Here is a 22,954-nt window from a genome sequence, read left to right as displayed (position 1 = left end):
TTCGGGAGGAAAGATGGGTTTGCAACCACTAGGCTGCGTCAAGGGTAAGATGGAGTAACCCTTAGTAAGCTTTTTTACTTGCTAAGAATCAGGTAATGGTAGCTGTTTTAGGGGCACTGGCTGTTTTAGGCCTGTTTTAAGGAAAACGGCCCTGAAACGCATGTTGAGGAATACTAAGAATAGTTATGGGGTAGTGTCTGGGCTGGGAAACACGCGCTGGTTTTCCATACTCAGGTTTTCAACCTGACAACCTGCCTTGTTGTTTCGTTTTATTATTGAAGTAGCTAGGAAATGCGTCACAAGTTAAATCGTCTGTTCTTCTTGGTAGCCCTTTGTACCGTAGCTGGCTGTGCCGGGCAAAGAAGCCTCACCAATCCGGTCTTGAATGCCAACTTTCCTGACCCTACCGTCATAAGGGTACAGGATTCCTATTACGCGTACGCCACTAATGGGGCAATCAATGGCAAAAGCTACAACCTGCCGGTGGCGGTTTCCCAAGATTTGCAGAACTGGCAGATAGTGGGTGATGCCCTCCCCGCAAAACCAAACTGGGCCACCAAAGACTTCTGGGCCCCCCACGTGTTGTTTGACAGCACCCTGCAGAAGTATGTTCTATTCTATTCCGGCGAAAAGGGAAGAGATACGGGCAAATGCCTGGGCGTGGCTTTCTCTGATAAACCGGAAGGCCCTTTCATAGACAAAGGCGCACCGCTCATCTGCGGCGGGGGCTTCGTGAACATTGATCCGTTTGCCTTTGTAGACCCTAAGACCGGCAAGAAATTGCTTTACTGGGGGTCGGCGCACCAACCCATAAAAGTGCAGGAACTCACTAATGATTGGCAGTCTTTTTTACCTGGTTCCAGTCCTGGAACCGTGATGCTGCCTTACCAGGAACCACAGTATGATAAACTCATTGAGGGTGCCTGGGTAGATTACCACCAGGGTACGTACTATCTGTATTATTCCGGTGACAATTGCTGCGGGCCGCAAGCCAGTTATGCGGTTTTGGTGGCCAAATCAGACAACGCGCTGGGGCCATTTGAAAGATTAGCCACCGCGAAGGGTACCGGTAATAGTGTTATTCTTGAAAAGGATAAAGAATGGCTTGCCCCCGGCCACAACTCCATCTTCAAAGATAAGAAGGGGAATACCTACATCGCCTATCATGCCATCCCCATCACCAAAGATGCCACGAAACAGCAGTATGACAGCCGCGTCTTCCTGATTAAGAAGATTTCCTATAAAAATGGTTGGCCCGTGGTAGAGGAGTGATTTTCCAAAGTTTCTAATCTCTGGTCTCTTCCTAAAAACCATTGGGCAACCGGTGTTTTAAGCCTTCTTTTTGAAAAAGAGGCCTAAAACGGGAAAGCGGCCCGGGTTTGATTTCATTACCGGTGCAAACGTCCACTTGCGCCTTAGTGGGGCAGGAAGCTTCTTTTTCCGGGTTGTTTCTCAAAAAAGAGCCTGTAAACCCTGTGCTCGCCCACGCACATTTCCGAAGCAGCTTCATGTGAGGCGGCTTGCGCTTCACAATACACCATTTCAATGAAACCATTCCCTCTCAAAACGATTACGGTAGCTGTTTCGCTGGGTCTGCTGGTGAACTGCAAACCAACAGAGCCGGTTGCTGAAAAGCAGGGTACCCCAACCAGTTTCCAGCATTTCCACGAGAGCACCCTTGCTGCGGTCAAGCCCCAAGGGTGGATTCTTGAGTTCTTAGAAAGGCAGCGGTCGGGGCTTACCGGCAATCCGGAGGTATTGTCATACCCGTTCAACTCGGTTCTATGGGCCGGGGTAATCGCCAGGGAGAACCAGAAGCACGGCGAGAACTGGTGGCGGTATGAGCAGACGGCCTATTACACAGACGGGGTGCTGCGGCTGGGCTATTTGCTGGATGACAAAGCGTTGGTTGAAAAGGGGCAGAAAGGCGTAAACTACACCTTGTCCAATAAACAAAGCAACGGAAGATTGGGCCCCGGCTTCTTTGAAAGCCAATGGCCCATTGCCGTTTTTTTCAGGGCCTTGCAGGCCGAGTATCTGGCCACCGGCAATGCCCAAATCATTGAGGCCCTGCACCAGCATTACCTCAGCTATACCCCAGAGGAAATAGGCAAGGCCAACCGGGCCATTGTGAACGTGGAAGGCATGTTATGGACGTACGGGAAAACCGGTGACTCCCGGTTGCTAGACTTGGCAGAGAAGGCATACGCCTTAGGCGGCTTCCAAGTCAACCTGAAAGTCAATCTATCAAATGAAAAGCCTGTCTTCCACGGCGTGACCTACATGGAGATGGCCAAACTGCCGGCAATCCTGCACATGTACACCGGCAAGAAGCAGTACCTGCAGGCCGCCGTGAACGCCATGCGGAAGCTGGATGAGTTCCATATGCTGCCAGACGGGGTGCCTAGTTCCAATGAATACCTGGACGGGAAGAACCCGCTGCAAAGCCATGAAACCTGTGACATCTCAGATTATTCCTGGGCCCTGGGGTATCTGCTAATGGCTACCGGAGACACCCAGTGGGCCGATAAAATTGAAAAAGCGGTCTTCAATGCCGGCCCGGGGGCAGTCTCCAAGGACTTTAAAAACCTGCAGTATTTCTCCAGTGTGAACCAGGTAATCGCCACCGGCAACTCCAACCACAACCAATTCGTGCACGGCTCTACCTGGATGGCCTTCTGGCCCTGCCATGAAACCGAATGCTGCGCGGGAAACGTGCACCGGTTTATGCCCAACTACGTGGCCAGAATGTGGATGCGCAACAAAGAGGGCGGGCCCGTAGCCGCGTTGTATGGGCCGTCAGAAGAAACCGTCATCCTGGGCAATAAAATCAAGTGCACCATCTCCCAGAAAACCAATTATCCTTTCTCTGATAAGATACGCTTTGAGTTCAAACCCGAAAAAGCGGTCAAAATGCCCTTTACCTTCAGGGTTCCGGCCTGGTGTGAAACCCCTTCCTTAACCATAAACGGCCAGCGGTATGAAGGCGAACTCACCCCGGGCACGTATGTAACCATCAACCGCAAATTCAAGAAAAAGGATGTTTTGGAACTGCACCTGCCCATGAAGGCCAAGCTGGTTGCCTATGAAGGAGTAGGGGCCACCGTAGAGCGCGGCCCCTTGCTGTATGCATTTGCGGTGCCTGAAAAAGTTACCATAGACACGAAGGTCTATAAGAATTTGGCGGGTAAGAAATCAAACAACCCCAATTTCCCGGCCCTGGACATACGCCCGGCCGGGGCCTGGAACTATGCGTTGGCGGTTACCCAGCAAGACTTCGCAGACAAGGCCAGGGTAGAGGTGAAGGAGCCAACGGGCTACCCGCTGGAGCCTCGCCACGTGCCGGTTACCATTCATGTGCCGGCCAGGAAAGTAGTGGGCTGGAAATTGGTGGACGGTAGGTTTACGCCAGATCTTCCTGCGCCGGCAAAATTCACGTGTGAAGAGCGGGTGGAAACCATTCCCTTGGTTCCTTACGGAAGCACCAGGCTCAGGCTTTCTGTTTTCCCGGTTGCTATCCCCTGAGAAAAATTTAAGCACAAAGACAGAAATAATGGGAAAAACAAGAAGTGCTTCCGCTGATGCGTTTTGGGGTCGTTTTGCGGGAAACGGGCCAGAAACGCTTCAACCGCTCTTTCGGAGTTCCACTCCGGAAGCTGGCTGCCGGGGAGTTCTGCTCCCCTTCTTCTGCAACACCTGCCCGTGGTTCCCGGCGGAGTAGAACTCCGCAGCAGGCAGGTTGGGGAGTTCTACTCCCCAACCGCAAAGAAAGGTTTTTCCCTGCAAGATCAGCTCCAGGAGGGTTGGGTTGCCACGGATGGACGGCAACCACCGCAACTTGGGTTACTACGCCGTTTTTCCAGCTTGCCCACAAGGTTGTTTCAGAAAAACAAAATGTGTATTCATAATTATCCAACTACTTACCATAAATGGCAGCGGTAAGGCCAAGGAACTGTAATGAACGGTTGCGTTTCTGGCCTCTTTTTCAAAAAGTAGCCCCAAAACAGATCCATGAAGTCTACCAGATATTACGCCACCTCACCCCCAGCCCCTCTCCCGCGGAGAGGGGAGCCCGGCTACTGCGTTTCGGGGCTGTTTTAGGGAAAACAGGCCCGAAACGCGGAAACCTGTGAGGTCTCCAAGACCTCACAGGTTTAGAATCGTTTTGCGGAAAACGGGCCAGAAACGGCATCGGCAGAGACACTCGTAGGAGCTGCGCACACTACGGGGTCTTTGGAGCAGACAGCAGCGCGGAAGCAGACAGTTTAAAAATCACTGGCGCGAGACTCCAGTCTCGTGACAAGGGATGAAGCGAGTCTACAGCGGCGCCGGGAACCACCGGCAGGAGGGCGTAACAGCGGTAACTCAATCGTAAGGGCAGCAGTAGCTCTTTCTTTCAAGCAAATTTCAATTTAACAGACATAAATTCTCCCTATGTTAGTATCAGTACCATTACTTAAAGTAAGGAAGCGGCTTTGTTCTTTTCTGCTTCTTGCGGCTTTGTGCACCGTTCAACTGGTTGCTGTTGCTCAGAATGTGAAAGGCGTTGCAGACTACTACCGCGTGAACATTTCCAAAGACCAGTACAAGGCGTATACCGGGCACCTGAAAATGGGAACTCCCTGGTCGCCTTCCGGCGATACCCTTTCTTATACCAACGTGTATCTGACTAAGAACGGCAAGCCTTGGTTCCCGGTCATGGGGGAAATGAACTTCACCAAGGTGCCAAAAGCCCAGTGGGAAGACGGAATCCTGAAAATGAAAGCCGCCGGTATTCAGGTAGTGGCCACGTACGTGGTCTGGATTTACCATGAAGAAACCGAAGGCCAGTTTGACTGGGCCGGGAACAAAGACCTTTCAGCCTTTCTGGAGTTATGCAAAAAGCATCACATGTACACGTGGCTCAGGATAGGCCCCTGGACTCACTTTGAGGTGAGAAACGGCAGCTTCCCAGATTGGGTGCAGAACCTACCCAACCGGCTGCGCAGCAATGACCCGGTTTACCTGAAGTATGCTAACCGTTGGTTTCAGCAGATTGCCCAGGAAGCCTCGCCTTTCTATTTTAAGAAGGGCGGCCCGGTCATAGGTATCCAAATTGAGAACGAGCTGGAGTACAGAGGCAATGCCAACAATTACCAGCACATGCTCACCCTCAAAGACATGGCCCTCAAACAGGGGATGGACGTGCCGTACTATTCTTCGTTTGCGCCAGACAAAGAGGGCCAGACCGACTTCCTGCATACCATTGGCGGTTACGGTGACTCGCCGTGGGCGCAGCATACAGATAAACTCTACAAAGAGCCTTACTACATCAGGCGTTTGGCCGGCGACCCAGACATTGGGTCAGACCTTTTCGGGATGTCAGACACCCGGGTGTTTCCCCAATATCCGGGGCTATCGGCAGAGATTGGGAGTGGGATGCAGGTAACCTACCACCGGCGCAATATTTTCAACGTGCCAGATGCCCTGGGGCCGGGCTTTACCCGTCTGGCCTCGGGCATCAACGGCCTGGGGTATTTCATGTTCCACGGCGGCATTAACCCGGTAGGTAAAATCACCCCGTTCCATGAGACCAGGGCCACCGGTTACCCCAATGATGTGACTATCCTGAACTATGATTTCACCGCGCCCATTGGCGCCATGGGCGAGTTAAAGAAGTCTTACTATGAGTTCAGGATGCTGAACGCCTTTTTAAAGGACTACGGAAGCGAGGTGGCCACCAAACCTACCTTCTTCGCCGAAAAAGAAGTGAAGTCTCCCTTTTCTAAGGACACCGTGCGCCTCTCTGTGCGTTCCCACCACAACGCCGGGTTCATCTTCGCCAGTAACTACGCCAGAAATGTGAAGCTGCCAGACGCGCAGAACTTCCAGGTGGCGCTCCTCTACAAGGGCAAAACCATGCTGGTGCCCGAAAAGCCCACCGTTTATCCTTCGGGTAAAATGTCTATCTGGCCGTTCAACCTGAAAATGCAATCGGCTACGTTGGTCTATGCCACCGCGCAACCCTTGTTCAGGCTTGCCAATGCCGGAAAGCAGACGCACGTGTTCTTTGCAGACGGTACGGCAGAATTGGTGTTTGAGGCGGCAGGCATCAAGAGCATAACGCTGGCCGAAGGGCTGGAAATGCAGAACCGGGACGGTAAACGGTATATCCAGGCCAGCCAGCCCGGTAAGCACTGCCTGATTTCAGTGGTGCCAGACTCCGGCGTTCCCTTTGAGGTGCTGGTGCTGAGCAAGGAAGAAGGGTTGAAAAGCAGCAAATATACCGCTGGCCAGTCTGAGCATTTGTTCATCAGCAATGCCCTGGTGATGGAAGACGGCGGAAGCCTTAGGGTGCAGAAGTATGATACCCCCTCCATTGAGATGTACGCTTACCCGGCGTTGCACCTGAACCTGCCCTCAGAATGGAAAGCAGAGAAAACCCCGGGGGCGCTTGCTTACACCCGGTATTTCACCGCCGGTGAGCCCGTTAAACTCACAGAGGTGAAAGTGAAAGAGCTTTCTTTCAAGAAAGAAGATTTCTGGTTTACAGATTCAGTCCTGATGAAGAGACTGCAGGCAAAATATGAGTTTCCGTTACAAGGGGCCGCCCAGTTGTTCCCGGCTAAGAACGCAACCAACGTTTATTACCGCAAGCACCTCAGCATAGACAACCCCAAGCAGAAAACCGTGGTGCTCGCCTTCAATGCCGATGACGAAGCCCAGGTTTGGATAAACGGAAAGCAGCTGAACTACTACAATGACTCCAGAAACGTCTATTTCCTACAGCTGGACAAGTACCTGGCCAAGGGAGACAACGTGCTCAGCTTTAAAGTCACCAACCATAACCGGGGAGGCGGGTTATCGGCCAAAATCTATGCTGTGGAGGGAGAGAACATCCAGACCATAGAGACAGATGGCACCTGGCTGAGCAGCCTTACCCCGGCGAAAGACTGGAGCAAGAAGAACTTTGACGACCGCAAGTGGGAAAAAGCGGCCGTAAGAAACGCCAATTTCAGGAAGATTGCCTGGAAAGAAACCCAGCCGGGCCCGCAGTACGGGTTGGATTTTATCCCGCACCCTAACCAGAAACTGTTTTCAGTGAGTTTGCCAAATGGAGACGCGCCGGGGTTGAAAGACGTGTTGCTGAACGTAGACTACAGCGGAGACGTGGTGGGGGTTTACCAGAAAGATAAACTGGTGTACGATGATTTCAACAATGACGCCGGCATCTGGCTCATGAGAAGGAGTATGTTCAACCCCGCAGAAAAAAACGCGCTGTTCCAGGTTTTTCCGGTGCAGCCGCATTATAAATTCTATTTGGAAGACGAGGTGAAAACTCAGTTTCGGCAAGGGAAAAACCCTCAAATTGAAGACGTAAGATTGATTCCTGTGTATGAGTATACCTTACCCGTGGCAAGCAAAAGCTAGGGTTCCGTTTCTCCGTTTAGGTGTACTTGCCGCCCGCTTTTAGTAGAGGTAATGTAACAAGCTTTTCCTAGCCCGAGCGGCACCCCAACACGTCTGTTTCTGGCCTGTTTTTTAAAAAGCAGGCCAGAAACAGACGTTTCTTTTTGTCACTACCTATCTTTCAGAAACTGACCACCCGCAGGAAACCCCGAAGAGCCGAAAGAGACCTCACCCCCAGCCCCTCTCCCGCGGAGAGGGGAGTTTTGTGGATGCGTTTAGAGGCTGCTTTACGGAAAATGGGTCGGAAACGGCATTGGCGTAGACACTCGCAGGAGCTACGCACACTACCAGGTCTTAGGAACGGGCGGCATTGCGGAAGGAGACCCAAAACGCGAAAACCTGTGAGGTCTCTAAGACCTCACAGGTTTAGAAATTTACTGGCGCGAGACTTTAGTCTCGTGCCTGGGGATGAAGCGAGTCTCCAGAGGCGCCGGGAACCACCGGCAGGATTGCGTAAGGCTAGGGCTAAGTTCTCTGTCAGATAAGTTGCAGGTTTACTACCACTCCAAAGAAGTCTGTTTTTGCCGCGTTTTCAGAAAATCAGCCTTAAATCAGCAAGCATTCCAGGAAAGACCCCAGAGTTCTACAGGCCCTGTTTAAAGATAGGCGCCTAGTTAAGAAACTTATCCACCTGCCGCTACTGCATGGTTTTATCAACTTCTTTTTTATTCCTCTTGCGTGCCAGCGCCAATGCCTCCAAGCCAAATGCCCCTGAGCAGGTGCATGATTAGAAAAATGAATCCAGAGGACTCCTTTTTCAACAGCTATGGAAATTTTGTAATAAACGATTGCTGATTTTACCGATATGACATTTTTTTTAGAGCTAAGTTTTTTTTCTAAGCTTATATATGTATTATTGTGCACGTACACGCAGGGCGTTTGTGTAGGCACAGCACAATCATTTTTAGCAAGAGAATTGCTAGAAGATGAATGTGAAATAGAATGCTCCAGGCAAGGACTTGCTAGAGCAATTAAAGCGGACAGGCGCAAGAGTAAGAATTCAGCTTTCATGAATTTCGCCCGTCTCCAGTTCTTAGGGTTCATTGGGAAGGCCCATCAGGTAGAATCTTCAAAATCAAAAAAATACTATAAATGAGAAAATTTAGCGGGCTTTTACTGGTATGGATGGTCACTTTGGGGGCTATGTCACACGGGTACGCACAAAAAGGAAACCAAAACCAGCAGCGAGAGATCTCCATCATTCCCCTGCCGTTAAGCTTACAACAGCAAGCAGGTAGTTTTCAGCTTACTCCTAAGACTACCATTTATGTAGATCCCCATGATGCAGAGCTTAAGTTATTGGCGGGTATGCTGGTAGACCAGCTCAATAGTGTGGCTGGCTATAAAGTGCCGGTAGAGGAGAAAGCTGGTGCGCACAAGAAGAAAAACGCCATTGTGCTAACCAAAAAACAGGGGGTAGATTCTCTGGGCAAAGAGGGGTATTCTTTGGTGGTGAAGCCTGAGAATATTGTGCTGCAGGCCCCTGAAGGCGGCGGTATATTCTATGGCTTGCAATCCATCTACCAACTGTTGCCCACCCAGGCAGAAGGTTCCGGGTCAAAAGGGAGCATTTCCATTCCGGCGGTGACCATCCTAGACAAACCCCGCTATTCCTGGCGAGGCATGATGCTGGACGTGGGGCGCTATTTCTACCCGGTAGACTTCATCAAGAAGTTCATTGACTACATGGCCATGCACAAGCTCAACACCTTTCACTGGCACTTAACCGAAGACCATGGCTGGCGCATGGAAGTCAAAAAGCACCCACGGCTTACCCAAATTGGCGCGTTCAGAAAAGGCACCCAGGTAAACGGGCCAAACCAGATAGATTACCGTCCGCACGGCGGCTTTTATACCCATGAGCAAATAAGAGATGTGGTGGCCTACGCCGCCGCGCGCTATGTAAACGTGGTGCCTGAAATAGATATGCCGGGCCATACCCTGGCCGTTTTGGTGGCTTATCCTGAGTTATCCTGTACCGGTGGCCCATTTGAAATGCCGCTGCAATGGGGTATCCAAGATGAAATACTATGTGCCGGTAATGAGAAAACCTATACCGTCATGACAGATGTCTTGTCTGAGGTGGCCGACCTTTTCCCTAGCCCCATCGTGCACATTGGCGGCGACGAAGCGCCCAAGAAAAGATGGAAAGCGTGTGGAAAGTGCCAGGCCCGCATCAAGAGCGAAAACCTGAAAGACGAACACGAACTGCAGAGCTACTTCATTACCCGTATGGAGAACTTCCTCCTGACTAAAAACAAGAAAATCATTGGTTGGGATGAAATCATGGAAGGTGGTTTGGCGCCAAACGCCTCCGTAATGTCATGGCGCGGAATAAGGGGAGGAATAGCCGCCGCCAAGCAAGGCCACGATGTGGTCATGAGCCCCACCGATTTCCTGTACCTGGATTACTACCAGAATTATGCGCCCCTGGAGCCAAAAGCCATCGGCGGCTTGCTGACCTTGGAACGCGTGTACAAGTATGAGCCTACCCCCGCAGAATTAACTCCGCAGGAAGCCAAACACATTATTGGCACCCAGGGCAACGTGTGGGCCGAGTACATTCACTCCCCAGAGAAAGTAGAATACTTTGCCTACCCGCGCGGGGCTGCTTTGGCAGAAGTAGCCTGGACGAAACCCACCCTTAAGAATTGGGACAATTTCAAAAAAAGGCTGGAGAAACAGTATGAGCGCTATGAAGACATGGGTATCAATTACTCAAGAAGCGCCTACAATGTATTGCCAAGGGTAGCCGTGAATGAAAAGGAGAAACAAGCCACCGTTACCTTGGAGACCTTCTACCATGAACCGGTCATCTATTACACGGTAGACGGTTCAGAACCTACTTTAGAATCTCTGAAATACACTGTGCCTTTCCTTGTCAAAGACCCGTCGGTCATCAAGGCGGCTGGCTTCAGAGACGGGAAACGCATTGGGGAAGTTACGGTCCGGCACATTTCTGACAAAGATTTAAAGAAGTAAGAAACCGGTTTTCGGCTTACTTTTTTGAAAAAAAGACTAAACTGAAGTAGGGCAAAGTTGAGGGTAACAGCACAGCGGGTTTTTTGTAAAGCAAGCAGTATGGGTAAAGCTAAAATATATCTTTTGCTTTGCTGGCTAACCAGCCAGACCCTGGCAGGGTATGCCCAGAAGTTTAATTACAAAGAAGAACTGGTGCCGGTGTACACCCTGCCAGAAGTGCTGAAAATGCAGAACGGGAAACCCGTCAAAACAAAGAAAGACTGGGAAACCAAGCGTAGGCCAGAGATCATGTCCTTGTTTCAGGAACACGTGTTTGGCCAGACCATGCACGTTCCTAAAAAGCTGCGCCACCAGGTAACCTCTGTAGATAAAGCAGCGCTGGGCGGATTGGCCACCCGGAAAGAAATAACCATTTTCCTGACCGATGATTCTGCCCAAAAGTTGAACCTGCTGGTGTATGTGCCTAACCGCCGGAAAGAGCCGGTGCCCATGTTCATGGGGCTGAACTTCGGCGGTAACCAAACGGTACACCCTGACCCCGATATCAGCATAAACAAGAACTGGACTCGTTTTTCGAACAAGCCAGGGTTTAACAAAGATGGTACCGCCCATGAAGGCAGCCGAGGGGTTTACGCGTCCAGATGGCAACTGAAGGCTATTTTGTCAAAAGGCTACGGGCTAGCCACCGCCTACCACGGCGATTTGCAGCTAGACAGAAGAGATGCCACCAATCTGCCGCAGAACTTTTATTCCTGGTATAACCAGAGCCGGCAAATTGAGCCCGGTAAAAACCAATGGGGAACCATTGGTATCTGGGCCTGGGGTTTGAGCCGAATGCTGGATTACCTGGAGCAAGACGCAGACGTTGATGCCAGGCGCGTGGCCGTCATAGGGCATTCCCGCTTAGGCAAGGCCGCGGTTTGGGCCGGGGCGCAAGATCAACGGTTCGCCTTGGTGGTTTCTAACAACTCAGGCGAAGGCGGTGCCGCCATTGCCCGCCGTAAATTTGGCGAAACGGTACAGGAGATCACGCAGGCGGCCCCGCACTGGTTTGGCCCTAATTTCAGAAAATACGCCAATAAAGAAGACGAATTGCCCGTTGATTTCCATCAATTGTTCGCCTTGGTGGCCCCGCGGCCCCTGTATGTAGCCAGCAGTTCAGAAGATTTATGGGCCGACCCTAAAGGTGAATACTTGGCCGCCTACCATGCCGGGGATGCCTACAAGTTGTATAAACTGGAAACGCTCTGTAGCAGTGCTCCCCCGGCAATAGGGGAGCCCGTAGAAGCAGGGGTAATAGGCTATCATAACCGCCCGGGCCAGCATGAGATCACCCGGTATGACTGGGATCTATATTTGAAATTCGCCGATCAACATCTAAAGCCTACTCAGGTAGCCAAGAGGTAAAAGTAGAAGTGGGGCATTCCTCCTTTATGGTTAGTATTGCCGGAAGTTTAAAGATTAGTCAAACAATAAATAATCTATGAAAAAGTTTAGTGTACTTCTTTTTTCCCTTTGTTATGTTTTTCTGCAAAGTTGTTCTTCTCCCCGCAGTGAAGGCGAGACTGCCGCTGCTGAAGAGGTAAAACCGCGTGAAATCTGGTCTAAGGAGCAAGCCAATAAGTGGTACGCAGGACAGGAGTGGCTGGTAGGAAGCAACTTCATTCCTAGTACCGCTATCAACCAACTAGAAATGTGGCAGGCCGCAACCTTTGACACTACCACCATCAACCGTGAGTTAGGGCTGGCCCAGTCTATTGGCATGAACACCGCCCGCGTTTACTTGCATGACCTGCTATGGGAGCAGGATTCTACCGGTTTCCTGAAAAGAATGGATACGTTCCTGAACATTGCCCAGCGCAATGGCATCAAGCCCATGTTTGTGTTCTTTGACTCCTGCTGGGATCCATTTCCAAAGGTAGGAACCCAGAGAGCGCCTAAACCGCACGTCCACAATTCTGGTTGGGTGCAGAGCCCGGGCCAGAATGCGCTGAAAGATTCTACCCAATACCCGCGCCTGGAGCGCTATGTAAAAGGTGTTTTGAAAAGATTTGCCCATGATGGACGAATTCTGGCCTGGGATGTTTGGAATGAGCCAGACAACATGACCGGCCCTTCTTACCAGAAAGTAGAATTACCAAACAAAGTGGACTATGTTCTTCCGTTGCTGGAGAAAACCTTCACGTGGGCTAGATCTGCTAATCCAGCACAGCCGCTTACCTCGGGGGTTTGGGTAGGCGACTGGTCTTCACATGAGGCAATGAAGCCAATTGAGAGATTGCAAGTAGAGCAGTCAGACGTGATCTCTTTCCACAACTATGACAAGCCAGAGGAGTTTGAGAAGCGCATTACCTGGTTGAAACGCTACGACAGGCCAATCCTTTGCACAGAGTACATGGCCCGGCCAAACGGAAGCACTTTCCAGGGCTTTCTGCCACTAGCCAAGCAGCACAATGTGGCCATGTATAACTGGGGCCTTGTAGATGGCAAAACCCAAACGAAATACGCCTGGGACAGCTGGGAAAAACAATACACCGCAGAACCAAAAGAGTGGTTCCATGATGTGTTCAGAAAAGATGGCACCCCTTACAGAGAAGAAGAAACGGAGTTGATTGGTGAGTTGACAGGTGCCCTTCAGCCTGTTGCTAACTAAGATACTAAGCCTGCTACGGGTAGGTTCTAGTACAACATAAACGATTACTTGTTGGCTGACCCTCTAGCCGTTGCCGTGTGTTTTCACCGGCAACCACTATCCGGGAGGTAATCAAGACGACCCTTTATTCCTTATGAAGCACTGGATGTAGTAGTTTTTTACCTTAGGAGCTTGTGCATAGGCGCAAGCTCTTAAAGTAAAAAACTACTATCTCTAAGCGAAGATGGTTTTCTCCTTGTTCCATTCTATCCATCCATCTGCGAGTGCAACATTCGCCGTCTTAGAACTCCTTGCACAGGAGAGAAAACGGGTAAAGTAACAATGCCTCTTGTTTTTGGCCTCTTTCTCAAAAAACAGCGCTAAAACAGATGTGCCAAGTTCTTCTGCCTTAGCCTAAAGAAAGTGTAAAGGAGGTAAACGTATTGAGCTGCCGTTTCAAAAAAGAGGTTCTACAGTACAGCAAACAGTGCTTAATAGGGTAGAGGAGCTGGTTTACGAATAGATTACCATGGTAAAGTTTACAAAGATTTTCGCTATCCTTTCATGCATTTTTAGCTGCGTAAGTTGCAGCCACGGCACTGTTTCACAGAACTCAGCAAGTGAAGGGATGGCAAACACCAATGAACCAATTGGTGGCAGCAGAATAGCGTGGGACTTTAGCACTATGCGCAAAGTGTCTTCTTCTGAAACTGGCGCCCGTTACAATGGCTATGCCCGGGTAACACAACTTCAAGACAAATCCCTTATTTGCGTGTATGAGGCCAGTGGGAGTGTGGTGGCCGTCAAGAGCCAGGATTTGGGCCATTCCTGGTCAAGCCCCGTAGTAGTGGCGGCAAAACCCACCAACTACAGTAACGCCAACCCAGATATTCTGGAGTTGCAGGACAAGTCTATTTTGGTTTGCTACAACCCCCGTCCTGGCAATACGGATCCTTCCCGCAAATTTGAAATCAGGACTAAGAAAAGCTCTGATGGGGGCATGACCTGGAAAGATGAACGCTTACTTTATCAGGCAGGGCATCAATTTGAGAACGGCTGCTGGGAGCCTGCCGCTATTCAGCTACCCAGTGGTGAGGTACAACTGTACTTTGCCAATGAGGGCCCTTACACTTCCTCAGAAGAGCAAAACATCTCTATGCTCCGCTCTGCTGATAATGGGCTCACCTGGACTAGCAAACCCGAGCTTGTGAGCTTCAGGGCGGGAAGGCGGGATGGCATGCCTTCGCCATTGCTGCTGCAAAACGGCAAAGAGATAGTGGTAGCCATTGAAGATAACGCGGTGGGACAGTTTAAACCCTACCTGGTACGTACCACCCTGGCAGATAACTGGGGAACCACCGTTACCGGCAAAAGCCCCCACCGCAAGTATGCCTTGGCAGAAAAGCTGGGCGATTCCATCTATGCGGGGGCACCCTACATTCGGCAGCTTAAGAACGGCGAGACCATTCTGTCTTACCAGGGCACCGAAGGAAGGGGAACCCACATGAACACGTCAGAAATGAAGGTGGTGATAGGCAATGACCAGGCTCGCGATTTCACTAGAAAGACATCTCCTTTCCCCATCCCTAAAAACACCTCTGGGCTCTGGAACAGCCTCTGTGTATTAGAAGACAACACGGTGGTGGCCCTTACCACCACCAGAGGTTTCTCTAAAAACGGTACTACCGAAGTCTGGATGATCAAAGGCCACGTCATTCCTGAGCTTTCCGCAGAAAGGGAAACCATCACCATTGATGGTCTGCAAAACGAGACCGCCTGGGCAGAGCCGTTCCCGGTGTTTGTAGGCCACAAAAGTGCCACCCAACTCACCAGTCAGCTTACCTATGATGATAAATTCCTGTACGTGCTGCACAAAGTGAAAGACGCCAAGGTGATCACTAACTCCCAGAATCCAGAGGAAAGTGACGGCGTGACGGTGCAGCTAGACCCTGCCAACCACGCTTACGCGAGTCCAGGCAAAGGTGTGGTTAGTTTTTACCTGTCTGCCGAAGGTAAGCTGGTGATGGAAGTGGGCGAAGGAGGAAAATGGGTTCCTGTCAGTGCTAAAAGCAAGGTAAAGGTAGCCAGCAAAACCACAGATACTGGTTACGTGCAGGAGATAGCCATTCCCTGGTCAGTACTGGGTGAGAAACCGGCAGCAGGTGCCAGGGTGGGGCTCAATGTCCAGCTTAGTGAATGTGCAGACAAGGGAGGCATAGAATATCGGGAAAACATCTCGGCCAATCAGGCAGATCAGCCCTATACGTGGCTAACCCTTCGGCTTAAATAGAAAGGAAAGCTTTTTCCACACTTGCAAAAGGAAAGGGCTTCCGTTTTACACCTGTTTTTGCAGAATCGGCTTAAAAACGGCTCATAAGCAGGCACTCGCATTATTGTCTACTAATAGTTTAACCTTCTGAACGTGTTATCATGGGAAAATATTCAAGGCTATGCGTACTCTTTTTGTGTATGGGCACCTGGGCGGGTTGCGGAGATGATAAAGATACGGCAGTAGAGCCCACCGTAGAGGAGAAAACCAAAAGCAGAACTGCAATCTCGGGTAGCCGAATTGCCTGGGACTTCAGCACGTTGAAGCGGGTATCTGCGGCCGAAACGGGCTACAATGCGTATGCCCGGGTCATCCAGTTGCAAGACAAGTCCTTGCTCTGTGTGTATGAGTCTAACGGCAGAATTGTCACCGTTAAGAGCAATGACCTGGGAGCTTCTTGGGCTGCCCCAGTCATGGTAGCGCCCAAGCCCGCCGGATTCAACAACACCGTGCCAGATATCTTACAACTGAAAGATAACTCCATTTTGGTGAGCTATAACCCCAGGCCCCATGATCCGCTGGAGCCTTCTAAAAAGTTTGGTATCAGAACCAAGAAGAGCTATGACGGTGGCCTTACCTGGCGAGACGAGCGTCTGTTGTATGAAGCTGGCTACCAGTTTGAAAACGGGTGCTGGGAGCCGGCTCCCATCCAATTGCCCAGTGGTGAAGTCCAAGTCTACTTCGCCAACGAAGGGCCCTACACCAGCTCTTCTGAGCAGGACATCTCCATGGTGCGCTCTACTGACCAGGGCCTTACCTGGTCAAGCCAGCCTGTGACGGTCAGCTTTAGAGCAGGAAGACGAGACGGAATGCCCTCGCCCCTGCTTTTGCAGAATGGCAGAGACCTTGTAGTGGCCATTGAAGACAACGCCATAGGAGAGTTCAAGCCTTACACCGTCAGAACCACCGTAGCCAACAATTGGAAAACCCCGGTAAGCGGCACCAGCCCAGACCGCAACTCCTCCTTGGCTGAACCTCTGGCAAGTAACATTTACGCGGGCGCTCCCTACATAAGGCAACTGAGAAATGGAGAGACGATCATGTCTTACCAAGGAACTGAAAATAGAACCAACAGCATCAATAACGCAGAAATGAAGGTGGTCCTAGGGAATGACCAGGCCAAGGATTTCAACCGGAAAACAGTTCCTTTTGTGCTCCCGGGCAACGTTAACGGACTTTGGAACAGCGTTAGCGTACTAGAAGACAATACGGTGATTGCCCTAACCGGCACCAAGGCCTACTCCTCTAACAATTCCACCGAAGTCTGGATGATAAAAGGCCGCGTCATTCCTGAGCTTTCCGCCGAAAAGAAAACCATCACCGTTGACGGCCTGCCCAACGAGGCTGCCTGGGCAGAGCCGTTCCCGGTGTTTGTGGGCCACAGAACGGCCACCCAACTCACCGGCCAACTTACCTATGATGACGAATTCCTGTACGTGCTGCACAAAGTGAAAGACAGCAAGGTTGTCTCTGACTCCCAAGACCCGGAAGAAAACGATGGCGTGGTGGTGCAACTTGATCCCGCAAACAAATCCTATGAAGCCCCCGGCAGGGGCGTGTACACCTTCTTCCTGTCTGCTAACGGGAAACTAGTGGCCCGGGAAGGACAAAATGGGAAATGGGTGCCCTTAGGAAAAACGGAGGGCGTAAAGTTTTCCAGCCAGGCCGCTGACGGGGGCTATGTGCAGGAAATAGCAATTCCGTGGCTTCTTTTGGGTGGAAAACCGTTAGCGGGTGCCCGCATGGGGTATAACACCAGGCTTGTGGAAGATACGGGGAAAGGGCCAGCAGACTACCGGGAGAGCATTTCTGCCAATGGCCCAGACCAGCCTTATACTTGGTTAACGCTTACGCTGAAGTAAGGTGCCGCCTGAAAGCCGCTGCCCTGCGGCAAATCGGCTGCTGAGGGGGCCAACTGGGCATCGGCACCCCTCAGCAGCCTTTACTAAAATAATAATTTGCATTCTCAATTTGGGTTTTGCATTTTTAGGAAATAAGTTAATACCTAAAGTTCCTTAACTTTGTAATTCTTGTGATCCACTTTTAGCTCATATGAAAAAAAAAGTATAGTTCGAATAAAAGACATAGCGGAAAAAGCCCAGGTTTCCAGGGGTACAGTTGATAGAGTATTACATAAGCGTGGGCGCGTAGCAGAGGACGTCAGGAAGCATGTTCTTCAAATAGTGGAAGAAATGAATTACGAGCCAAATTTGATTGCTCGTACCTTAAAGTCCAATCGAACATATACCTTAGTGGCCCTTATCCCAGATCCGCAGGTGGATAGGTATTGGCAAGCGCCAAAATCAGGAATAGAAAAGGCAGAGGCAGAATTAAGCCAATATGGCGTTGTGGTGGAGCAACTTATCTTTGATCCTTATTCAGTTGACTCTTTCCTGGCCAAAGCCGCTGAGGTCAGCAGTTTGCATCCAGACGGAATAATCCTAGCTCCTATTTTCCATAAAGAGGTTTTGTCTTTTTTCAAGGAATGGCAAGATCAGCAAATTCCTTATGTCTTGTTCAATACCCAGATACCAGAGGCACCTTCCCTAAGTTATATAGGACAAGACTCCTACCGAAGCGGCTTATTAGCTGCCAAACTGTTGCATTACGGGATAGCACAGCCAGCCACGGTGTTGGTGGCGCACGTGGGGGAAGACATCTCCAATTCTGCCCACCTGATTGAAAAGGAAAAAGGATTCAGAGATTACTTTGTACATAACAATGCCGCCGACGGATATGAAGTGATTCAGCAGACCTTTGATGATCCCAAAAACGCCTCTTTTGTCCATCAGATTTTTGAGGTCAAGGAGAAGTCGCCTAATCTAAAAGGGATATTTGTAACCAACTCCAAGGCATTTGAACTGGCTTTTTACTTGGAGAAATTTGGTTGGGAGCACGTGCGGCTAATTGGCTATGATTTGTTGCCCCAGAATCTGGATTACCTTGGAAAAGGAATAATAAACTTTTTAATAAACCAGAACCCTTTTGGGCAAGGCTACTGGGGTATCCAGCAATTGTCTGACTTTCTTATATTCAAAAAAGACGCTTCCCCCATCAAGTACCTTCCCTTAGATATTATCACCAAGGAAAACCTTGAGTTTTATTTAGATGTGTAAGCAAATAAAAAGCTGCGGCACACAGGCCGTTCCAAGCACTGTTTAGGTAAGTAGGAGGACAAATGAAGCTATCTAGTGGCCGACTGGAAAAGCGGTAAATAGACGCCGTTGCCGTTCGCCACCAAGATCCTTTCAGGAGGACAAGGAAAGGAGATAGTTACTCCTGTCCAATCACTTAAAGCCGTTCCGCCAAAAGTGGCCAGACCTTTTAGCCGCTCTCCAGGAGAAAGGGGGGAGCCCCGCTGATGCGTTTTAAGGCTGTTTTACGGAAAATAGGCCCGAAACCAAGACCCGCTTCCCCACCCTGTTCCCCGACAGGACGGAAGAAAAGCGCCTCAGCCTACTATTCATGGATTTTGGCTTGTCAGGAGACAGACCAGGGAAAGGATTTCCACTCTCCTTACAAGATGGCCCCTGTTGATGCGTTTAGGGGCTGTTTTGCGGAAAACAGGCCGGAAACACCTAAACCTGTGAGGTCTTCAAGACCTCACAGGTTTAAAACCAACTGGCGCGCGACTGCCGTCTCGTGACAAAAGATGAAGCGAGTCTCCAGAGTCGCCGGGCACCACCGGCAGGATGCCGGAACAGCAGTGAATAACTCTAAGGCAGGTTCATGCTCTAAGTTGGATGCTAAAACACAAAGCCAATCGTACTCAACAGGCAACACATACGAGCTTAGATCATCAAATTTAAAAGACTCATACGTAAAAGGTCATGAAGAACAACCGCCGAGATTTTTTGAAGCTTTCCGGTCTGGCCGGCTTGGGTATTGCCAGTACAGGCCTGCTGGGGAGCTGCGCCACGGCAGAACCGCAAGCACAACTGGCCCAGATAGAAAGGCAGGCCAAACGGAAGTACACGCAGCGCTTCAACATGAGCGGCTACCGCGCCCCCAAGCTGGACAAAGTCCGGATAGGGTTTGTGGGCCTGGGCATGCGGGGGCCGGGGGCCGTGCACCGCATCAGCCTCATGGAGGGCGTGGAGATCAAAGCCCTCTGCGACCTGATTCCGGAGCGGGCCGAGAAGGTGAAGAAAACCCTCCAAGACCAAGGCTTCGGCCATGACCCGGTGCTCTACTCCGGCCAGCCGGACTCCTGGAAGGCCATGTGTGAGCGAGAGGATCTTGACCTCATCTACATTGCCACCCCCTGGAACCTGCACACGCCCCAGGCGGTCTATGCCATGGAGCACGGCAAGCACGCAGCCGTAGAGGTACCGGCCGCCACCACCCTTGACGAATGCTGGCAACTGGTGGAGACTTCTGAGCGCACCAAAAAACACTGCATGATGCTGGAAAACTGCTGCTATGACTTCTTTGAGATCCTGACCCTGAACATGGCCCGCCAAGGGTATTTCGGCGAGATCATCCACGGGGAAGGAGCCTACATCCACCAGTTGCTGGATCTGAACTTCGACAAAAAAGGCTATCAAGACATGTGGCGCCTAAAGGAGAACATGACCCGCAACGGCAATCTCTACCCCACCCACGGCCTGGGCCCCATCTGCCAGATCATGAACATAAACCGGGGCGATGTGATGGACTACCTGACCTCTGTGCAGAGCGCCGACTTCCAGATGTTTGAGGAGGCGAAGAAACGCGCCACCTCAGACCCCTTCTACAGCCAGTTCGCGCAGGACACCTTCCGCGGGAACATGAACACCACCACCATCCGCACCAAGAAGGGCAAGACCATGATGCTCCAGCATGACGTGACCTCGCCCCGGCCGTATTCCCGCATCCACCTGGTGAGCGGCACCAAAGGAATTGCCCAGAAGTGGCCGGAGCAAAAAATAGCCAACAGCCATCACTGGCTTTCAAAAGGCGAGATGAAGGCGCTGGAGAATCAGTACACCCCAGAGATTGTGAAGCACATTGGCGAAATAGCCAAAAAGGTAGGCGGCCACGGCGGAATGGACTTTATGATGGACTGGCGTTTAATAGACTGCCTGCGCAACGGTCTGCCCCTGGATCAGGACGTGTACGACGCAGCCTCCTGGACGGCGGTGGGCCTGCTGAGCGAGTGGTCGGTGGCCAACCGTTCCAACTCCATTGACGTCCCAGATTTCACCGTTGGCTCCTGGCGGGCCAATGCGCCCGTTGACCTGTCGCTGGCCGGTGGCGGCACCACCAACGTCATCGCCAAGTAAAGCCGCCGGGTACCAGAGCGGGCATCTTCCTTAACGTGATTCTCGGGAATGCAAGAGCTATACAATCAGGTACGCATCTTTTCTGCCTTTGAAGGCTTAGGATGATTTCTCCTGCAGATCAGGCATTCCCGAAAATCACTTTTTAATCGTTTTACAGCAGGCGCGGCACAGGCATCCCTGTAAAGAACTGAGGGTTGCGTAGGTCTTTGGATTCCTAAGGGGAAGCCCGTTTACAGAACCTCTATGCCGGTGACTTCTTTTATCTTATAGTAGTTCTTAGCCGAGGGAATGTAGACCTCTATTTCCTGCCAGTTGATCTTCAGCTTTTTGCCCGTGAATTTAGCGGCGTTGGCGGTGAAGTCTTCAGACCCGGGGAACTGCCTTAGCCAAATGAAAGACTTCTCCTGGTTGCTATTGTCTGCCAGAACAAAGTAGTTGAAGTCTTTGGTGTCAATGCGCTTCAGCTTGCCTTCCTGGGTGCCGGACAGGGTGCCGTTTTCGGGCTCTTTTACCATGGCGATAGACAATTTGATGAAGCCTTGGCAATTGTCTTTCATCAGGTTCTTGCCTACGTCTACGCCTAGTTGGCGCATTGCCACCTGGTCGGTGACATCTATCTTTTTCTCCTCTGCTAGCTGAATAAGTAAATTAGTCTCCTTGGAGAAACACTCCACAAATAATCTCTCAGCGGTTTGTTTATCGGTTATTTTCTCAAAATCAAGCGCAGAAATGCAGCCGCAGATGTTCTCTGTGATTTTCTTTTCCACCGAGGCAGGCGTGGTCTGGGCAAGTGTGGCCGAGAGGAAGAAAAGGTAAAAGGTAGATAGGAGTAAAGCGTGTTTCATAAAGGATAAATTGTTTTGGATAAGAGCTTGTTTAAATTTGAGGTTTGCTGGCGAAAATGACCAGAGAAAGGTTCTGCGGAAGCGTTTTTTGAGCAGCGTAGCAGCGCTACGGTGCGAGAAAAAGGTGAACGCAGGTTCTTTTTATGGTCGTTTGTAGCGCAAAGATGAAATTTAAACATGCTCTAAGAGGTTGTATAGAGAAGGATTTGAAAATTTTAGAAATATACTGAAAAGAGAGATTCCGTGAAATTGTAGGAACCGTGTTTTGAGCCTGTTTTCCAAAAAGCAGGCTCAAAACACGGTTCCTACAACGTTACCCCAAACTTCTCGCCCAAGCCTTCCAGATCCTTCACCACCGGTGGCAACAACGGAATGCCTTCTTTCAGCCGATGCTCAGTAGAAAGGCGTTCCGGGTCGCCGGGGATGAGCACCTGGTGGCCTTCTTTGGCTTTGGAGTTCCGGAAGCGGGTAATCCAGTTGTCCATGTGGTGTTTGAAGTCCTCGGCCGGGCGGAAAGCGTCTACCCGCATGGCCCCGAAGAAGTGCCCGATTCCCTCACCCACCGGATCAGCGGGCGGCGCCAGGAAACTCACGAACGGCGGCACCCACGGGCCGTAGTTGGCGCCAGATAGAACTGCCGAAAAGATGTCTACCACGGCACCCAGCGCATAGCCTTTGTGGCTGCCAGTGTCGCCGCCCAACGGGAGCAAGGCACCGCCGTCTTTCAGTTCATTGGGGTTAATAGAGGGAGAACCGTCTGCCGCCTGAATCCAGCCGTACGGGGCTTCCAGGTGCTTGCGCTGCAGCATCTCCAATTTCCCGTTGGCGGCGGTAGTGGTCGCTAAATCGGCCACAAACGGCGGTTGCTCGTTGGCCGGAATAGCCACGGCAATAGGGTTGGTGCCCAGCAAACGTTCCAGGGAATACGTAGGGGCCACGAGCGGACTGGCGTTGGTCATGGCCAGGCCAATCATGTCATGTTCCAGGGCTTTCATGGCGTGGTACCCGGCAATGCCGTAGTGGTTGGAATTCTTCACGCTCACCCAGCCGCTTCCGGCTATCTTGGCTTTTTCCAACGCAATCTGCATGGCTTTAGGCGCGACTACCAAACCTAAACCTCCGTCGCCGTCTACGGTGGCGGTGCTGGGTGTTTCGTGCACAATGCGCACGTTGGGCGTGGCATTAATGCGGCCGGCTTCCCAAAGGCGCACATAGCCAATCAGGCGGGCCACGCCGTGTGAATCCACGCCGCGAAGGTCGGCGGAGAGGAGGGTTTCAGTCGCAGTTTGGGCATCTTCGGGCGGGCAACCGATGGAAAGAAAGATCTGAAGGGAGAAATCGAAAAGGCGTTGGTACGAGTACATGCTTGCATCAATTGGAGACGCCCAAAGGTAAGCGAAACTGCCGAAATGAGTAAAGCAGAAAAATCGCGGAAGCGAATTCTTCCTTTTAC

General features: G+C 51.1%; 12 protein-coding genes. 10 read left to right on the top strand and 2 right to left on the bottom strand.

What is annotated here, in order from left to right; genetic code table 11:
• The first annotated feature begins 291 nt into the window (after positions 1–291).
• The 10 genes from HHO50_RS03045 (at position 292) to HHO50_RS03000 (ending at position 20,656) form a co-directional block, all read left to right on the top strand.
• Positions 292–1,272, top strand: coding sequence for a glycoside hydrolase family 43 protein (locus HHO50_RS03045; protein WP_181304539.1), 981 nt, complete (start codon positions 292–294; stop codon positions 1,270–1,272).
• Positions 1,273–1,545: 273 nt separating this feature from the next.
• Positions 1,546–3,525, top strand: coding sequence for a beta-L-arabinofuranosidase domain-containing protein (locus HHO50_RS03040; RefSeq protein ID WP_181304538.1), 1,980 nt, complete (start codon positions 1,546–1,548; stop codon positions 3,523–3,525).
• 909 nt (positions 3,526–4,434) lie between these two features.
• Positions 4,435–7,410 carry a beta-galactosidase gene (locus HHO50_RS03035; protein ID WP_181304537.1) on the top strand — a complete coding sequence of 992 codons (2,976 nt, stop codon included), beginning with the start codon at positions 4,435–4,437 and terminating at the stop codon, positions 7,408–7,410.
• A gap of 1,131 nt (positions 7,411–8,541) precedes the next feature.
• Entirely contained in the window at positions 8,542–10,431 is a 1,890-nt protein-coding gene (locus tag HHO50_RS03030) for a beta-N-acetylhexosaminidase (RefSeq protein ID WP_219921426.1), read from the top strand.
• A gap of 99 nt (positions 10,432–10,530) precedes the next feature.
• A complete protein-coding gene (locus HHO50_RS03025) occupies positions 10,531–11,838 on the top strand; it encodes an acetylxylan esterase (protein WP_181304536.1) in 1,308 nt (435 codons plus the stop codon).
• 76 nt (positions 11,839–11,914) lie between these two features.
• A complete protein-coding gene (locus tag HHO50_RS03020) occupies positions 11,915–13,084 on the top strand; it encodes an endo-1,4-beta-xylanase (protein WP_181304535.1) in 1,170 nt (389 codons plus the stop codon).
• 607 nt (positions 13,085–13,691) lie between these two features.
• Entirely contained in the window at positions 13,692–15,353 is a 1,662-nt protein-coding gene (locus HHO50_RS03015) for a sugar-binding protein (RefSeq protein WP_181304534.1), read from the top strand.
• Between the two features lie 179 nt (positions 15,354–15,532).
• Positions 15,533–17,254 carry a sugar-binding protein gene (locus tag HHO50_RS03010; RefSeq protein WP_181304533.1) on the top strand — a complete coding sequence of 574 codons (1,722 nt, stop codon included), beginning with the start codon at positions 15,533–15,535 and terminating at the stop codon, positions 17,252–17,254.
• A gap of 204 nt (positions 17,255–17,458) precedes the next feature.
• Positions 17,459–18,508: a substrate-binding domain-containing protein gene (locus HHO50_RS03005; protein WP_181304774.1), complete on the top strand. Its 1,050-nt coding sequence runs from the start codon at positions 17,459–17,461 to the stop codon at positions 18,506–18,508.
• A gap of 714 nt (positions 18,509–19,222) precedes the next feature.
• Positions 19,223–20,656: a Gfo/Idh/MocA family oxidoreductase gene (locus HHO50_RS03000; protein WP_181304532.1), complete on the top strand. Its 1,434-nt coding sequence runs from the start codon at positions 19,223–19,225 to the stop codon at positions 20,654–20,656.
• A gap of 230 nt (positions 20,657–20,886) precedes the next feature.
• On the opposite strand, the gene HHO50_RS02995 is transcribed toward HHO50_RS03000, so the two are convergent.
• The gene (locus tag HHO50_RS02995; protein WP_181304531.1) at positions 20,887–21,501 is read right to left on the bottom strand and encodes a hypothetical protein; all 615 of its coding nucleotides are present in this window, start codon (positions 21,499–21,501) and stop codon (positions 20,887–20,889) included.
• Between the two features lie 305 nt (positions 21,502–21,806).
• Positions 21,807–22,865 (bottom strand): Ldh family oxidoreductase, encoded by a 1,059-nt coding sequence (locus HHO50_RS02990; protein ID WP_181304530.1) that lies wholly within the window; start codon positions 22,863–22,865, stop codon positions 21,807–21,809.
• Between the last annotated feature and the right edge of the window lie 89 nt (positions 22,866–22,954).

Origin of the sequence: Rufibacter sp. XAAS-G3-1 (assembly GCF_013623775.1) — a bacterium.
In the GTDB taxonomy this organism is placed as follows: domain Bacteria; phylum Bacteroidota; class Bacteroidia; order Cytophagales; family Hymenobacteraceae; genus Nibribacter.
Note: the sequence above shows the minus strand (reverse complement) of the source record. Positions and strands in the feature narration are given on the sequence as shown.

Coding starts and splice junctions, on each gene's coding strand:
- HHO50_RS03020 (WP_181304535.1), top strand. CDS start 11,915: ATGAAAAAGTTTAGTGTACTTCTTTTTTCCCTTTGTTATGTTTTTCTG.
- HHO50_RS03040 (WP_181304538.1), top strand. CDS start 1,546: ATGAAACCATTCCCTCTCAAAACGATTACGGTAGCTGTTTCGCTGGGT.
- HHO50_RS02995 (WP_181304531.1), bottom strand. CDS start 21,501: ATGAAACACGCTTTACTCCTATCTACCTTTTACCTTTTCTTCCTCTCG.
- HHO50_RS03015 (WP_181304534.1), top strand. CDS start 13,692: ATGGCAAACACCAATGAACCAATTGGTGGCAGCAGAATAGCGTGGGAC.
- HHO50_RS03000 (WP_181304532.1), top strand. CDS start 19,223: ATGAAGAACAACCGCCGAGATTTTTTGAAGCTTTCCGGTCTGGCCGGC.
- HHO50_RS02990 (WP_181304530.1), bottom strand. CDS start 22,865: ATGTACTCGTACCAACGCCTTTTCGATTTCTCCCTTCAGATCTTTCTT.
- HHO50_RS03030 (WP_219921426.1), top strand. CDS start 8,542: ATGAGAAAATTTAGCGGGCTTTTACTGGTATGGATGGTCACTTTGGGG.
- HHO50_RS03025 (WP_181304536.1), top strand. CDS start 10,531: ATGGGTAAAGCTAAAATATATCTTTTGCTTTGCTGGCTAACCAGCCAG.
- HHO50_RS03010 (WP_181304533.1), top strand. CDS start 15,533: ATGGGCACCTGGGCGGGTTGCGGAGATGATAAAGATACGGCAGTAGAG.
- HHO50_RS03045 (WP_181304539.1), top strand. CDS start 292: ATGCGTCACAAGTTAAATCGTCTGTTCTTCTTGGTAGCCCTTTGTACC.
- HHO50_RS03035 (WP_181304537.1), top strand. CDS start 4,435: ATGTTAGTATCAGTACCATTACTTAAAGTAAGGAAGCGGCTTTGTTCT.